Source organism: Mongoliitalea sp., assembly GCF_054166905.1.
The window spans coordinates 1-16707 of the sequence record NZ_JBSZCK010000010.1 but is presented as its reverse complement, the minus strand read 5'-3'; the positions used below and the strand labels follow the sequence as shown (position 1 = coordinate 16707).

Sequence of the window (16707 nt, the reverse complement as noted above, 5' to 3'; positions counted from 1 at the left end):
AGGGTATTTCTAGAATAATTGTGAATCTTTGGGTTTTAATTTTGTTGATGTTTAAAACTTATTTGATTCCTCCCCCCGATTTTACACAGGCATGTAGGTAAAGTAGTTGGTTTCAAGGGGAGACCTAATTTTATAACTGTTATGAGCGAATTATTTCTTTTGGATCAATGGAATTGGGATTTACTGTTGGTATTAGGGCTTCTTTTTTCAGCCATTATCATGTTTGTTCAAAATAAGCCTCGCATGGATGCGGTTGGAATGATCATGCTTGCAGCCTTGCCACTAACAGGAATATTGAGTATTGATGAGGCATTGACTGGATTTAGTGATCCTAATATTGTGTTGATTGCGCTTTTGTTTGTGCTGGGTGAGGGGTTGGTGCGCACAGGTGTGGCTCGAAACATAGGTGATTGGATTTATAAAAAGGCTGGAAATCAAGAAGTCAAACTATTAATATTGTTGATGGTGGCAGTTGCAGGCTTGGGTTCTGTGATGAGTTCTACTGCAATTGTGGCTATTTTTATTCCGGTAGTCTTACGTATCTCTTCAAATACTGGTATTTCACCGAGTAAACTGATGATGCCGCTGAGTTTTGCGGCACTGATCAGCGGGATGATGACCTTGATTTCTACAGCTCCTAACCTTGTGGTAAATTCTGAGTTGGTTCGTCAGGGACTGGATGGGTTTTCATTTTTTGCAATTACGCCGTTCGGGATTGCTATTTTGATCATGGGGTTAGGCTACATGATTTTTGCAAGAAAGTTTATTCCCGATCGAAATGCGGGTAAGAAAAGTAAAAGGAAGCGCCCAACGATTGATGATTGGATACAGAAATACAAACTTAGACAGCGACAGTACCGCTTGGAGGTGCAGGAGGATTCCCAATTATTGGGATCAAATTTTGATGCGTTGGATTTTTCGGAGCGTGGCCTTCATTTGTTTGCCATCGAACGCAGAGATAAACGTCAGACCGTATTTCACCGTCCCAATAAACAGATGGCCATACAAGAAGGCGATGTATTGCTACTTGATGTGGCAGACCAAGGGGTGCAACTTTCCAAATTCACCAAGCAGTATGGACTAAAAAGATTACTCTTGACAGATCGAAAGCGGTATATGACTGATTTATCCCAAGAGCTCGGAATGACTGAGGCAATAATTCCTGTCAATTCTCCCTTGGTAGGTCAGACCATTCATGATGCCCGTGTGCGTTCTGATTCTGGGGTAACGGTTTTGGGTTTGTGGAGGGCAGATGGCTTGATTGAAGATACATTTTTGGATGAGGAGATGCAAGTAGGGGACACTTTGTTAATTGCTGGTTTCTGGGATGACATCAAGCGTTTTCAGCAAGATGACAGGTCTTATGTGGTTTTATTGCACTTACCTGCGGAGTTTGATGATATGCTTCCTGCACACACAAAAGGCTTACACGCAATAGTGATTTTGACTTTGGTTGTTGCAGCTATGGTTACTGGAATTATGCCGAATGTCTTGGCTGTCTTGATCGGTGCATTGCTGATGGGGTTGTTCCGGATCATTGATATGAATAGTGCTTATAATGCGATTTCTTGGAAAAGTTTGGTATTGATCGTTGGTATGATGCCATTTTCCTTAGCGCTTCAACGAACAGGTGGGATTGAATTGGCCTCTGATGTTTTAGTGGATTTGGTAGGGGATTCGGCTCCTAGAGTAGGCATAGGCGCCTTGTTTTTGATTACGGCAGTATTGGGACTATTTATATCCAATACGGCTACAGCTGTCCTGATGGCACCGGTCGCCATTTCTATGGCGATTGAGTTGGGTGTTTCGCCTTATCCTTTTGCGATGGCGGTGACTTTGGCGGCATCGTCTGCCTTCATGACGCCGGTATCTTCACCCGTCAATACGCTGGTGGTAGCTCCTGGAAATTATGCTTTTGGGGATTTTGTACGGATGGGGGTGCCGTTTACGATTCTGATATTAATCTTGAGTATTTTCCTGATTCCTGTGTTTTTGCCATTTTAAGTTGCTGAGCCCATATTTTGATGTTATGGCTTTTGATTAGAAAAAAATAAAATTGAAAATCAATGGGTTAGAAATAGATTGAAAATATAAGCTGGGATGTATTTGTAAATTGTTTGTTTACCCGTACATTTGCAATCCGTAAGGCAGTCATCTGCTTGCAGACCAATTTAGAGGAGTGGCAGAGTGGTCGATCGCGGCGGTCTTGAAAACCGTTGTACCGAGAGGTACCGGGGGTTCGAATCCCTCCTCCTCTGCATTCAAAAAGCCAAGCTATGCTTGGCTTTTTTCATTTCGAGTCGTCGGGAGCCGCCCTACAACCTGGCCCAAGCCTAAAAATGTCCACCGGACATTTTCTTCACGGCTTGTCCTCTCCTCCTCTGCGTTTCCAAGACATAAGAACGTTTCGTTATTTTTATTAGGAGTCGTCCAGTCCTATAACCCGGCCCTTCGCTAAAACAGCCCACTGGACTGTTTCTTAACGCTCTGTCCCCCTGCAACCTGGCCCCTCGCTAATCCCGATAGCAATCGGGACCACCGGACATTTTCTTCACGGCTTGTCCTCTCCTCCTCTGCATTTCCAAGACATGAGAAAGTTTCGTTAGTTTCATTTCGAGTCGTCCAGCCCACCAACCCGGCCCTTCGCTAAAACAGCCCACTGGACTGTTTCTTAACGCTCGGTCCCCCTGCAACCTGGCCCAAACCTATCCCGAGCTATCGGGACCACCGGACATTTTCTCCACGGCTTGTCCTCTCCTCCTCTGCATTTCCAAGACATAAGAACGTTTCGTTAGTTTCATTTCGAGTCGTCCAGCCCTACAACCTGGCCCTTCGCTAAAACAGGCCACTGGACTGTTTCTTAACGCTCGGTCCCCCTGCAACCTGGCCCCTCGCTAATCCCGATAGCAATCGGGACCACCGGAGCAATTCTTAACGCTCGGTCCGCTCCTTCTCTGCATTTCCAAGACATAAGAACGTTTCGTTATTTTCCTTACAAGTTGTTCAACCCTACAACAAGGAAAAATAATTTGGATATATGAAGCTCGTACTTCACATATTTGAAAATTTTATGACATTTTATGTCAATATGCTTAGCGCTGTTTTGATTACAAAAGTTGAATTTTTAACTTGAGAGTATATACTTCTCAAAAGGGTAGCAGAAGGGTTCTAAGATAATTTTTAGCGCAGGCAACCATTATCAAGCATCTTTAAAACTAATGAACTTATGGAAATAGAATCTGGAGACGATGGTATGTATTTAGATGAAACGGAGCAATCCCAAAGGTATTTGGCGTGGTCTTGCATTGCTGGCTATAGAAAGCTGGGATTTGACGTAGAAAGAATCATCAGTATGTTGGGGATAAGTATGGATGAATATTTATCTGTAGTGGACGAGTTTGATTTGGATAGGAAAGAGGAGTCTTAGCTTCCAAGTTAAACGATCACTTCAATCCAATATCCACCTCATCCTTTCCACTCACATTCACATGTATCAAGTGTTGGAGGATGTCGTCTATGCTCTTTCTAAGAAAGCGGTTACTTGACTTTTTTTTTAGTTGAGGGCACACAATTGCTTTCCTTGCATATAAATTAAAACAATATAAAAACAGAAGAATGATAGACCTCATAGGAGACATTCATGGGCATGCTGACAAATTGGAAGCGTTGCTTCTTAAATTGGGTTATGCGAAAAAAAGTGGGGTGTATGCTCACCCTGAAAGAAAGGTACTATTCGTTGGGGATTACATTGATAGGGGACCTAAAATCAGAGAAACACTTCAAATCGTGCGATCCATGGTTGAAAGTGAACATGCGATTGCACTGATGGGTAATCACGAATACAATGCACTTTGCTTCCATTTTCAAGATACAGAAGGTGGGCACCTTCGAAAACACGTAATCAAAAATATTGTACAGCATTATGATACATTGAAGCAATTCCAAAATAGACAGAAGGAGTATGAGGATTATTTGGAATGGTTTAAAACCTTACCTCTTTATTACGAAGCAGATACTTTTAGAGCCGTTCATGCTTGTTGGGACAATAGCGCTATAGAATTTCTAAGGCAAACATTGGTGAACGATCGATTGACGGATGATTTGATTTATACGTCTGTACAACAAGGGACGCGATTGAATGAAACCATTGAGCAAACCTTAAAAGGCAAGGAATTGAGCTTGCCCGAGGGACTTGATTTTCATGATAAGGATGGAATACGAAGAACTGATATACGAATGAAATGGTGGGAAAATCCTTCCGAGATGACTTATAAAACCATCAGTGTAGAGCCTATGGAGGATTTACCGGATCAATCAATCGAAGTAGCAAAATTGAATTCAACAGACTACTATCAAGGCCATGAGAAAAAAGTTTTTTTCGGTCATTACTGGTTGAAGGGAGAACCTTCTTTGTACAAAAGAAACATTTGTTGCTTGGATTATAGTGTGGCTAAGGAAGGAAAGCTTGTAGCTTACCAGCTAAATGAGGAAGAACATTTAGAACAAACGAATTTTGTTTATGTGTAAATAAGTTCATTTCAATTTAATTAAACTACTACGACTGAAATGGAAAATTTTTATGTGTACGTCTATATAGACCCAAGAAACTATGAAGAGTTTTACTACGGTAAAGGCAAAGGAAGCCGTAAGGAAGCGCATTTGAAATTTGATGAAAATGCTGAGAATGACTCTGGAAAAACAAAAATCATCCGGGAAATCAAAAAGGAAGGTCTGGAGCCTATTATAAAAGTAATAGCTAAAGGGCTAACTGAAAAGGAAGCACTCTTAGTGGAAAAAACCTTGATCTGGAAGTTAGGTAAAATCTTGACAAACAAATCATCTGGGCATTTTGCTGAAAAGTTCAGGCCCCACAATAAACTTCATGTAAACCTTTTAGGGTTTGATTTTGAAAATGGTCTTTATTACGTAAATGTCGGAGAAGGTAACCATCGCTGTTGGGAAGATTGTAAGCAATACGGTTTCTTGTCTGCCGGGCAACATCCAAAATGGAGTGACCCTATAAAAATGCTTGAAGCCGGAGATGTTGTTGTTGCCTATTTGGAAAACTACGGCTATGTAGGGGTGGGAAAAGTTTCTCAAAAGGCTGTCAAGGTGAATGAATTTGTGGTCAACCAACGGCCTTTAAAAAACTACCACTTGAAGCAGCCCGGCATTTTTGAAAATTCTGAAAATATAAACTCAGAGTTTCTTGTTCGGGTTGATTGGATCAAAGCAGTGGATAAAGAAAGCGCTGCTTGGAAGAAAAAAAGTGGTTTGTTTACCACACAATTAGTAAAAGCCTCCTTAGATAATCAGGCTCCCACGCTTTATTTCATAGAAAAGGAATTTGGGTTAAAATTCAGTGATATTCTAATTGCAAATGAGGCAAATCAAAAAATTACAGGACAACTTCAATTACTTTCAAAGGAGGAGAAAAAAAGGGATAGGTATTTGGGCTGTATACTGGGCGGTGCTATCGGTGATGCGTTGGGGGCACCTATTGAATTTTTAAGTTATGAGGCAATAGTTAAGAAATATGGATGTGAAGGCGTGCAGTCTTATGTGGAACATCCCAAAGGAAAAGGAGAATTCACAGATGACACGCAAATGTTGCTGTTTACAGCAGAAGGACTTTTACGTGCCTTGCATAGGTCCGTTATCAAGGGGATTGGTGGAGGCCAAACGACACTTACATACCGTTCCTACCTAAGATGGCTCAAAACACAGGGGTATACTGTTGCTGATTCAGGAAACATCTATGGTTTTGAAGAGGGATGGCTTATCAGAAGAAAAGAATTATACAAGCAACGATTCCCTGGAAATTCCTGCCTAACTTCCTTGGAAAGTGGCAGGATGGGAACCATTGAATCACCTATCAATGATAGTAAAGGATGTGGAACAGTCATGCGGATTGCGCCAGCAGGATTGATTTTTAATCATGACAGGGAAGTAGCATTCGAAGAAGGTGTAAAGTTATCAGCCATTACTCATGGACATCCCTCAGGCTATTTAAGTGGTGGATTATTGGCATCTATCATTGCGGATTTATCGAATGGGTTAGGTTTGGAGACAGCTATTCGGTATGGCCTCGAACTATTGAAAAAATGGAAAGGTCATGAAGAACTTTATCGAAAAATAGAACAAGCATTTGATATTCATAGAAGACATATCAATCAAGATATCACACACCTTGAAATTCAAAAGGTTGGAGAAGGATGGGTGGCAGAAGAAGCATTAGCCATTTCTTTACTTTGTGCCTTGCATTACCCTCATGATTTTAGAAAAGCAGTCACTGTATCCATCAACCATAGCGGAGATTCAGACAGTACAGGAGCGATCACAGGCAACTTAGTGGGTTTAATGGTGGGACAGGCTCACATCCCACATGAATGGAAAGAAAATTTACTGTATAAAGATATCGTGGAAGAAATCGGTGAAGACTTAAGCATCGGGTGTAAAAGTGGCACGTTCAGTGAAGATGAAGATTGGCATTTGAAATATCCTGGATATTAAAAAGGGTGAGGTGTCTTAATCAAGGTCCACCTCATCTTTTCCAATCCCATTCACATGCATCAAGTGATTGATGGTGTCGTCCATGCTTTTGGAGAGTATGATTAATTGTTGGAGACTTTCATCTTCGATATCCTCAAAGTGGGCATATTCAAATTCAAATACATTTCCAATATCAAAGGAGTCGTGGATGTCTTTCATATGGTGCGTCATGGCAATGCTGAGAATACTTCCAAATACATTGATACGTGCCTGCCATAAGCCGTTGATGCACTCGATGATTTGCTCTCTATAGGTTTCCATGTTATGATTTTTTATATAAAAATAGATGTTCCCCGTTTTCTTCGGTTCTCCAAATACTCAATCCTCCTCCTTCAGCGCCTAATTCAAATACTTTTACCTTTGTCATACTTTTTAAATTGATTGAAAAATAAACTTAACTAATGTATCAAATTCTTAGTACTGAACAAAATGACAAAAGTGAGATGATTTAAAGTTATAGTTGAATTACAAGTTCAGCCTGTATTGTGAATCTCGTGTGAAATTCTTTAGTTTTAATTCAAAATCTCGATAAAATCGAAGGATTTAGCGTAATGTTATTTTTAATGCTGAAGATCAAATTGTAGAAAAACATGATCAAATGATTGAAGAAATAAAAAAGAGAATGAGTTTTAGAAGCGAACAACTTTTTGAAAATAGAATGGGAAATTATTTAAAAATAAACTTATAAGTTGATTTCATGAAAATTGTTGATATCTTTGCAATTGTAAAAGGTGCGTTGGCTTCAGTTCAATACGATTCCTATGAAACACATGAATTTGAAAGGGTATTTGATTTTTTCAATGATCCAGTAGAGCTCTTTGAGTTCTTTGAAGCAAATCAAATCGATCTTCAAAGTGGATTTTATGGAAACATCAGTATAAAAGAAGCGTTAAACAGGACAAGAAAAGAAGCGCAAGAGCTTGAAGAGAAAATCCTTGAGCTTGCTGAAGGTGGGGTTGAAAATCCAAGAGAAACCTTATCTACACTATTTGAACCTTTATCAGATAACGAAATAGATCACCGTGGATTTGAAAGAGATAAAGCTTATGGACTTTCGAGAAAGAGCTGGATAAGAGTCTATGCCATCCGGGTGGATTTGAATAAGTTCGTAGTCAGTGGCGGGACCATTAAACTCACCAAGAAAATGCATGGCCGGGCGCATACAGAACAAGAACTTGAAAAACTTGATATCACCAAAAAATATCTCGAAGAGGCAGAAATAGATATAGACGACTTTTTCACTACCAAATAATAACCCAAGACAATGACAAACGACAACAAAATTCAGCGACTTTTCAGCAATGCAAAGAAGGATGAAGGCTGGCTGAAAAAAGCTCAATGGAGGAAAGAAAACCGACATTGGCTGGATAGGTCTTTTGATATAGCCATTGAGGTTTTGACAGCTATTAAAGCTCAGAAAATGACGCAGGTGGAATTGGCAGAAAAGCTGGGTGTAAGTGCACAGTATGTCAATAAACTCCTTAAGGGGCAGGAGAACCTAACCTTGGATACTATTGGGAAGCTTGAAAATGTTCTTTCAATTAACCTGATTGAAATCAAGTCATCCTCAGCAAAGGAAGTAACTACTACCTTCCCGGAAAAGAATAGACAAAATCAGCAAGTTGAAAAAACCATTACATTAAAGATGAAGCTCGAGCCTATAAAAGTGAAAGAAAAGTTGGCTAATACAAGCAGCCAATCAAAAGTTCAAACTAAATACATCAAAGCATACAAAGTAAGTGAGGTGGAAAGTGATTATATGATGGTTGCAGAGCCTTTATCTGAGTATGGTTATGGAAACTAAAGTAAATTTTTTATTAAAAAACATCTCTACGGAGCAGTTTGCCATTTTGGAAGAAAATTTTCAGCCAAAGAGGGATGTTAATTTAGAACTGGGCCTGGGATTTAGGTACAGCATTGAGGAAAGAATGATCGGAGTTTTTCTCAAAATCAGATTTTTACAGAAGAAAGCTGCTTTTCTTGTTCTAGAAGTTGGTTGTCATTTTGAGATCGATCAAGAGGCTTGGGGTCGATTTCTGAACAAGGACAAAACAGCCATAGTGGTAGAAAGAGGTTTTGCTTGTCATATAGCTATTATAACGGTAGGTACAGCAAGAGGAGTCCTTCATGCAAAAACCGAAAATACTGAATTCAATAATCTCTTACTGCCAACCATCCATGTGGACGGGTTGATTAAAGAAGATGTGGTTTTGGAGTTTGAATGATATTCCGGAGCATGCTGACCCCTTAAACAAGAAAGTCAATATGAATTCGGAGTGGGTATTGTTGAAAGTTTAGACTGCTGGTTATGAAATAATTAAAATTGAAAGCCTTTCAGAGACTTTTAAATGCTCCAGTTTTTATTTATTATCCTTATCTTCATAGGGTTTAAAACTCACTTTCAAACCCTCAAATTATGTCCTTCCATGAGATTTTTAACCAGTTATTTGATCAGTCGGGAACACCTCAGACCTTATCCACGGGTATCAGAAGCTTGGATAAGCTGATTGATGATGGATTTGGGGCAGAGTTAATTGTGGTTTCCGGAAGGCCTAATCATGGATCAACTTCTTTTCTCCTGAACCTGATGCTTAACTTTTCCTATTACCAAGAATATAAGGGAATGTTTATAGCTCCGCGGTCAGACCAACGTCATATGACAAAGCAATTGATTTCAATCATTGAAGATTCAGTGAAACCTCTGGATGAGTGGGATGAGGATATTTTAGTGGACAGAGTTGCGGATATCAAACGCTTGTTTCAGCAAAAAGTGATTGTAGCCTATGATTTTGATAGCTTGGATGCGGTACTTACCAAAGCTAAGTCGGCAAAGGTTTCCTATCTGATTATCGATGATTTTTTCAGCATTGTTTCTCAGCCATATTTGGCATCTAAAAATTATGCAGATTTCTATCAAAAGCTAAATCGCTTTATCAAAGAAACCAAGATTCCAGTTTTTGTTGCTATGATGACAAGCGCCTCTGCTTCCAAGCGTTCTGCTATTCAATTACCTTTTTTGGTAGACATCTACAATTCAGATATTTTATTGCCATTTGTTCACAAGGTATTCCTGCTCTACAGAGAAATTGCAGCGGGTATTACCATCAGTGAAGATGGGGATTCCACGGAGAATAGATTGGAAGTGAATTTGGCAATGAATACACTTGGTCATACCGGTACCTTATTGTTGAGGAAAAAAGATTCTGGAAGGGTTGAGGAATGGTGAGTGTGCCTACACCAGGTGGGCTGGACTGAGTGCATATGCCATAGACGAACAGTTAAAAAAATCAAAAACAACCTTGTCGAAAATGCCCTGAGCTTTTCGGCACTAGAAAGAAAAGCATCGTTTTGCCATTCACACCAAGCAACAAAAATTACAGCAGCCATATATTCATTTATGGCCAATTGCAAAAAGAAGAAAATCAAGGACTTTGACCGACTCAAAGACCTGTTCAAAAGAATCCAATCTCATAAGCAAAAAGATTGTTACCAGCTCCTGCTATCAAGCTTGGAAGAATATAAGCCTACAACCTAAGATAAGCATGGGAAGGGGTTTGTCGGATGGACATGAGAGTTGAATGATATATTCTTATTTCTTTTGATAAATGACCAAGCCCTCTAATTCCAAATCTCGTAACCTCATTCCGGCTTGGATGAAATCATCTTCTTCCACATACTTCTTGAATTCATAAATTAACTTTAAGAGTAATTTCCCCTTTTCAATTCTGCCCATGGGGAAGGGGTTTGCATTGGATTCAACCAACTTTTGAAGCTTGTTTTCAATCTGAACTTCTCGTTCTTCCAATGCCTGTACGAGTTCAAATATTTCCATTGTTAATTTTATTGACTTTTTATTGATGATAAAATTGTCAAATAAAACAACAAAACCAACTGAGCTGGAAAATAAAAACTAGCAGACTTTAAAATCATCTTTGGTGAATTCCCTTCCGAGCCGGTTGCGGAAACAGTCCAGGCATAGCCATTAGGTTCCTACATTGTAGGTATTCTATATTTCATCTTTTACAGAAAAATAATTCCTCTTTCTCTTTCGCGTATCAATTCCAAGATCCTCACAATTGAATTTTGCTGGCATAGCTTGGTCGATGGGTTTGTAGTTTAAAAATATGGATTTTCAAAATTCTACAAAAACCTAAAAATACCGTGATCGAGGTATTTTTTGTTTAAAAGGGAATGGTTAGTTTTGGGCTAAAAATTCTTTAAGATTTAAAAATGGTATTTTAGCTAAGTCTGGTTTTCCGGACTTATAAAGAAATTATGGCTCAACCTTAAGATGACACTACCGAGAATAAACGGAAAGAAAAATCAAAGACAAGATGACTACGCTTCTGCAAAATCAAAAGACCTGCATACCCATGCATAAAGCTACCGCAATGCAGCACATTTGCTTTAGCCCCAACGTACACGATAACAACTAGACTCTGACAATGCTTGAAATATTAAATAACAGAACGGTACATACCCACGAAAATGAACAGTTTCGTAGAGTTGTAAATATAATTGACGCAACTTTTGAAAAGTTTGGCTATAATGGCTTATTGATTGGAAATCCATTCAATGAATCATATTCTCGTTTTCGTGCTGATGCCATTTTATATTATAACAATGGACTAATTCTGATTGATTTCAAAGATTATAAAGGAATAATCAAATTACCTCCAAATGAAAATGAATTCCATTCATCAAAGTGGCATAATGAAAGTCCAAAGGACAGAAGTAGATTAGAAATAAAAGCAGGGGCTAATTTTATTAATCCATTTAGACAATTGGTTTCTTATCGCAATGCCTTTAGAGAATTAGTTGAGAAAAACAAATACTTTGAAGGCTTAAACCCCGCAAGAGTTTGCATTGCAAATATTTTTTCTGGGCCAATTGAAATTCATAATGAAGTTCCAAGAAATCTACCCTATTACAAACTTATCCAAGAATCAGACTTAGGTAATTTTCTCTATGACTTTGCAAGTGATAATTCTTACAAAGAAGAAAATACAATAGTTTTTAAAAGTATTTTCCCAGCCGAAAAATGGATTAAAAACATTGAAATTCCTGTACCTGAACAAATCATTGAAAAGCAGTTAACAGTAATTGACAATGATGTTGAGAACAATATCGTTAAGTTTCTCAAGGAAGAAAATGGTGGCATTCTCGTTTTAGAATCCTTGGATGTTGAAGATAGAGATTCTTGGTTGCGATTTATTACTAACGAAGCTGTAAATCACAATATCCCCCAAATTGAAAAATGGTCACACTCTGCAAGAATAAGTAAGAAAATCCAAAGACGAAGTAATATAGAAACAGAAGGAATTTATAGTATTATTTATGGCGGTTCAGATATTGAAGGGCAAAATGAAAATTCCGACAAAGAAGAACAACAAGAAGAATTATTAGAAGTTATTCCATTAAAATCAAGCAAAGATATTGATGAGAAGGCATTGATTGTAGTTGCCGAAGCACATTTAATAAGTCGTAGTTTAAGTCAATCTGAGCTATTAAGGTTTGGTTCAGGTAGACTATTAGAAGATGTTATCAAATTTCTCAATCCTCAAAGTGAACGTAAAATTGTATTTATTGGCGACCCTTATTCTCTGACATTTGGAAAAGACGAGGATTCCGCATTGAACTTGGAAACCTTGTCTGAATTATACAATAAAGATAAAATTAAACACTACCGTAAACCGATAGACAACAAATATTCAGATGGTAAAGAAAAATTACGAACTGATTTAGCAACAAGTATTGAAAAATCACTTTTTAATAATTTGCATTACAGTTATGATGAAAGTTCACTATTAGATTTACAAGACGATAAACAAAGAATTCAAAATTTACATTTATGGTTTTCTAAGCCATTTTCTAATGAACCAGATAATGCTGTTTTATTCTATTCGAAAAAGGATTGCTTGAAAACTAATAAGTGGATTAAAAAACAATGTCTTAGGAATGGAGAAAGTTTGGGGATAGGTGATTTACTAATCGTAAATAACAATGTTTCTATTCCCGATGATAGTGGTTTCCAAATTCCAAGACGAATCGTAAATGGAATGTTTTTGACCGTGCTTGCCGTTAAAGAGTCTCATCAAGAACCAATTAAAATTCGTCAATCACAAAATCCTATAATCTTATCTTTTACCAAAATAAATGTAAAATGTTTGAGTTTGGTAGGTTCACCAGAAACTGACATTTGGATTTTGGACAATTATTTTAACAGCGAAGACGGTTTAATAAAAGAAGAACAAATTGCATTTAGAGTTTTTGTAAATGCAAAAATTAACGATGAAAAACAAAAGCAAAAATTTGAAGACAGTCAAGAATACAAACAATTATTACGGGATAACCAATATATCGAGCTTTCTAAAGAAGAAAAAGAAGCAACAAAAATACTTGTCAAGAATTATAATTTACCTAACGACAAGAAGGGAAAAGTTGAAACAAGCAGAAATTCAAGAAGTTTGATTTCAAACTACTACAAAAAATACTCTAAGAAGCTATTTTTTCAAATCAAGGATACTGACCCATTTGTAAATGCTGTTTTTGTTAAATACGGTTGGGCAATAACTGTTCATAAAGCAATCGGTTCGAATTATAACGAAATCATTATAAAAGGACACCGTAAGGAAAATGACGGCATCACGAATGATAGTTACTTTCGTTGGTTGTATAGTGGAATTACTACAGGTAAAATAGTCAATATTACCTCGGCTCAAATAATAAATCCTTTTATGGACTGTGTATTCGAAGACAGTTCTGTAAGTGGCTATTCCATAAAATCAAAACAATTCCTCATTTTTGAAAATTACGAAGTTGAAACAAAATATGCAGAGAAAGTTCAATCAATTGAAAACAAAAATGTAATAGGTACTATTTGTGAAATTTCAAAATTGTTGGAACAAAATGGTTATTTACTTGAAAACTCAAAAAAATATTCTGAATACTTGACAAAAGCTCTTTACTCTATCCCTCAAAGCGACAATAAACAATTGATTTTAAATATTGACAACAAAGGTGCAAAGGATAAATTTGCTGTTGGAAATATTCGTATTGAAAGCCTTAATGGAGCAGGTGAAATTATTGTAAAATCGTGTATTGAAGATTGTTTTGAGCAAAAACAAAGCGTCTCTTCAATATCAGATGACAACCCAGAATTACCGAAAGATTTTCGGGAAGAAATATATTCTGCCTGGATAGAAAATTGCAAGAATGAAAACATTAACCTTAAAATACTACAAAGCCATAATAATCAAGATATTTTTCGTGCATCTTGCGAAAAAGAAAGTTTGACTTTAAGATTTTGGTTCGGTAAAAGTGAAAAAAATCACACAAAAGGATTTTTTACAAAAATTGAAGTTTTGGAAAAATCTTCTGAAGTAATTTTAGAGAGAGTAAAAAGTTTAATTTATGGATTCTAAAACTGTTTTTGAATTGCGAAAAGAGGCACAGAGTTTATCAGGGATTGAAAAACTGAACAAATTAAATAATGCTTTAAATATAGCAAAAAACCTATACTCTGAGGACAGTTCAGACGAATGGATTCAAAAAGCATTTGCTTGGGTTCTAATAGATTTGTGTAAATACTATATAGCAGAAAAAAACTTGAATCAAGCAGGAGTTTATTATAGCGAATTAATTAAGATAGACTTTCAAGGTTATAATGATGGTATAATTGAAAATCAAAAAAACTTTCTCCGCCCAAAGATTGACATTAATTATTTGGAGGTTCAAAGTGCAGAAGAATTAAGCAAAAACGGAAATTATAAAGAAGCATTAGCGATTTTTAAAAACCTGATTGATCAAAATAAACTAACAGAATTACATCACGAAAGTTACGGTTGGGTAATCTACCGATACATAAAAGCAGAAGAAAGTAACCTTTCATCGATTGAGGTAAGAACATTTTTTAGGGATTATATGAACTTAAAGAATGAAAGACCTTCAATGCTCCATTCTATGATTTTAAATTTTGCTTTGAATTATTCAAAAACACATAGCGATTTTAATTTTTATAAATTCTTCCTTATGTGGAAACCTGAAAACTTACGTTATGATGATTTACACGATGGAACTAATCAAAATGGTGATAAAATACCCTCATTAATTTCAAGGATTTGTAGAGAGTTCGTAAATACTGATACGATTTTTGACATTGACGAAGTATTAATTAGTAAAATCTTAAGCAATAAATCGATTTCAGACTTTGGTAAATTACCTTTTTGAATTATGAAAATTACAAGAGAAACAATTTTAGATTTTTTTAGAGAAACATTCTTTTGGAATATATTTAATGCTCAAAAGGAAAGTAGATTTTCGGATTTATGGAAGTTATTTGAACATTACAATGCCAATTATTCAAAATACGGCCAATCAAAATGGCATTCTGAAATTCTAAATCTTGCTGAAAGATTTATGAGAGAAAATGATGAGTCGCGATTTCTTGATTTTTTTAAAAGTTGGGATCCATCAAATTTAAGAAATGAAGATTGGGAAGTAACCAAGAAAGATGAAAATACATACCAACCTCTGGCAATTAAGTCAATAAAAAAGGCTTTTGAAATTCTGAAAACTCAAGGATCTGAACAAAATAATTCGTGGCTTATTGAGCCTTATGAGAGAGCAATCAAATTATTTCCTAATGATGAATGGTTATTGCGACAAAAAGCATTGCTACATTTAAAAAACAACGAATTAGAATTAGCAATCAAAATATACAATCAACTTGTTTTGGAACTTGCAGATAAACATTATGTGTGGCAAGAGTTTTCAAATTGTTTCATATCCGATAACTCTATAAAAATCGGGATGTTGTCAAAAGCATTGAGTTTAGAAAAAAACGAAGATTTTTTAGGCGATATTCATTTAGATTTAGCAAAAGCGTTAATTGACGAAGATCTTTTAGAAAATGCATTTGTAGAACTTGAAGCATACAAGAAACATAGAGAAATAAAAGGTTGGAAATTGTCATCACTTTTTAACGAATTACACAAAAAAACAAGTTCAATTAAACTAAGTTTAAAAGACAATAAAGAACTATACAAAAAATATATTTCTTTTGCCGAAAACTTCGCTTATGCTAATTTTGATTGGACAGAACTTGTTTTGGTTGATAAAAGAAAAGACGACAAAGGAAGAGAACGTTTAACATTTACAGATGGGAAATCGATAGATTTTACAATTAATAAAAGTCGCTTTGAAGTCTTAAAACATTGTGAGTTAGGAGACATATTAAAGTTTAAACTTCACAAGCAGGAAGTAAAGAAGGAAGTTAAAAATAAGCTATCCATATTCCGAAAAAAACTTAAAATAGAATACAAGCATTTTCCACTAATAGCGGAGAAATCTAAAAAGGAAAAATGGTCAATACTGCAAACTGAATATGGGTTTATAGATTATGTTAATAACGAAAAACAAATTCTCCATATCATTAGTAATACAAGCAATGAATTATTCCAAAAATATGACAAAGATATTTTTGAAAAAGGTGACTATATAAGTTTCCATCAATATTCAAAAACAATAAAAGACGAGAAAAGGCTTTTACCGATTCAAATAACTAAATGCGACAAACAAACAGCAATTCAGAATTTCAAAAATCGAATTGTCGTTGTTGACGATGTAAATTACAGTAAAAAATTATTCCACTTTGTTCTTGGGAAAGGTTTATTGACTGGTATTGGTTTTTTTAGTGACACTGAAATTAGACCAAAAGTTGGCGATTTTTTAAAAGTGTATTTTGTAGTCAAAAAAGATAAAACAGGGAAAAAGAAACTTATTCCTTTGATTTTTGAAAGGACTGATGAAACAAATAAAGACTTACAAAAAACAATAACAGGGGATTTAGAAATAAAAGACGGAGGGTTTGCATTTATAAATAATTGTTATGTGTCTATTAAAACATTATATCAATATAATATTGATAACGACTGCTATGTCTCAGCAAAAGCGGTTTACACAGGCGATGGCGACAAATGGAAAGTGTATGAAATTGAAAAAGTATAATCAGTAAATTGCATACAGCGGTCAAAGTGACCCCCTATCAGCGCTGCAAATTGACCCCCCGGAGTTAAGTAGTTTTTTGGTCAGGAATAGTGGACTTACTTCGCGTTAAAGTTATTGTTTTTCTTGGTTAATATTTCGTTTTCTTCT

General features: G+C 36.2%; 13 protein-coding genes and 1 tRNA gene. 12 read left to right on the top strand and 2 right to left on the bottom strand.

What is annotated here, in order from left to right:
- Positions 1-141: 141 nt before the first annotated feature.
- The 5 genes from ACXIUD_RS02210 to ACXIUD_RS02190 all read left to right on the top strand — a co-directional run bounded on the left by ACXIUD_RS02210 (position 142) and on the right by ACXIUD_RS02190 (position 6513).
- Positions 142-2004, top strand: a complete 1863-nt coding sequence (locus ACXIUD_RS02210) for an SLC13 family permease (protein ID WP_458050978.1) — start codon at positions 142-144, stop codon at positions 2002-2004.
- Between the two features lie 169 nt (positions 2005-2173).
- A tRNA-Ser gene (locus ACXIUD_RS02205) sits at positions 2174-2258 on the top strand.
- Between the two features lie 968 nt (positions 2259-3226).
- A complete protein-coding gene (locus ACXIUD_RS02200; protein ID WP_458050977.1) occupies positions 3227-3427 on the top strand; it encodes a hypothetical protein in 201 nt (66 codons plus the stop codon).
- 188 nt (positions 3428-3615) lie between these two features.
- The gene (locus ACXIUD_RS02195) at positions 3616-4527 is read left to right on the top strand and encodes a metallophosphoesterase (RefSeq protein WP_458050976.1); all 912 of its coding nucleotides are present in this window, start codon (positions 3616-3618) and stop codon (positions 4525-4527) included.
- Positions 4528-4566: 39 nt separating this feature from the next.
- Positions 4567-6513: an ADP-ribosylglycohydrolase family protein gene (locus ACXIUD_RS02190; protein ID WP_458050975.1), complete on the top strand. Its 1947-nt coding sequence runs from the start codon at positions 4567-4569 to the stop codon at positions 6511-6513.
- 15 nt (positions 6514-6528) lie between these two features.
- Here the strand turns inward: ACXIUD_RS02190 and ACXIUD_RS02185 are convergent, their stop codons facing one another.
- Positions 6529-6813 (bottom strand): hypothetical protein, encoded by a 285-nt coding sequence (locus tag ACXIUD_RS02185; protein ID WP_458050974.1) that lies wholly within the window; start codon positions 6811-6813, stop codon positions 6529-6531.
- Between the two features lie 436 nt (positions 6814-7249).
- On the opposite strand from ACXIUD_RS02185, the gene ACXIUD_RS02180 reads away from it, so the two are divergent.
- The 4 genes from ACXIUD_RS02180 (at position 7250) to ACXIUD_RS02165 (ending at position 9778) form a co-directional block, all read left to right on the top strand.
- The gene (locus ACXIUD_RS02180) at positions 7250-7804 is read left to right on the top strand and encodes a hypothetical protein (RefSeq protein ID WP_458050973.1); all 555 of its coding nucleotides are present in this window, start codon (positions 7250-7252) and stop codon (positions 7802-7804) included.
- Between the two features lie 12 nt (positions 7805-7816).
- Positions 7817-8356 carry a helix-turn-helix domain-containing protein gene (locus ACXIUD_RS02175; RefSeq protein WP_458050972.1) on the top strand — a complete coding sequence of 180 codons (540 nt, stop codon included), beginning with the start codon at positions 7817-7819 and terminating at the stop codon, positions 8354-8356.
- Positions 8346-8777, top strand: coding sequence for a hypothetical protein (locus ACXIUD_RS02170; protein ID WP_458050971.1), 432 nt, complete (start codon positions 8346-8348; stop codon positions 8775-8777). The genes ACXIUD_RS02175 and ACXIUD_RS02170 overlap by 11 nt, the downstream gene beginning before the upstream one ends.
- A gap of 191 nt (positions 8778-8968) precedes the next feature.
- A complete protein-coding gene (locus ACXIUD_RS02165) occupies positions 8969-9778 on the top strand; it encodes a DnaB-like helicase C-terminal domain-containing protein (RefSeq protein WP_458050970.1) in 810 nt (269 codons plus the stop codon).
- Positions 9779-10141: 363 nt separating this feature from the next.
- Here ACXIUD_RS02165 and ACXIUD_RS02160 read toward each other — a convergent pair whose 3' ends face one another.
- A complete protein-coding gene (locus ACXIUD_RS02160) occupies positions 10142-10384 on the bottom strand; it encodes a hypothetical protein (RefSeq protein WP_458050969.1) in 243 nt (80 codons plus the stop codon).
- A 613-nt stretch (positions 10385-10997) separates the two neighbouring features.
- On the opposite strand from ACXIUD_RS02160, the gene ACXIUD_RS02155 reads away from it, so the two are divergent.
- Genes ACXIUD_RS02155 through ACXIUD_RS02145 form a run of 3 tightly spaced genes read left to right on the top strand, consistent with a single transcriptional unit; the run spans position 10998 to position 16560 of the window.
- Positions 10998-13976, top strand: a complete 2979-nt coding sequence (locus tag ACXIUD_RS02155) for a hypothetical protein (RefSeq protein WP_458050968.1) — start codon at positions 10998-11000, stop codon at positions 13974-13976.
- On the top strand, positions 13966-14781 hold the full coding sequence (locus tag ACXIUD_RS02150) for a hypothetical protein (protein WP_458050967.1): 816 nt from the start codon (positions 13966-13968) through the stop codon (positions 14779-14781). Before ACXIUD_RS02155 ends, ACXIUD_RS02150 begins: the two co-directional genes overlap by 11 nt.
- Positions 14782-14784: 3 nt before the next feature.
- The gene (locus tag ACXIUD_RS02145) at positions 14785-16560 is read left to right on the top strand and encodes a DUF7017 domain-containing protein (RefSeq protein WP_458050966.1); all 1776 of its coding nucleotides are present in this window, start codon (positions 14785-14787) and stop codon (positions 16558-16560) included.
- The last annotated feature ends 147 nt before the right edge of the window (positions 16561-16707 follow it).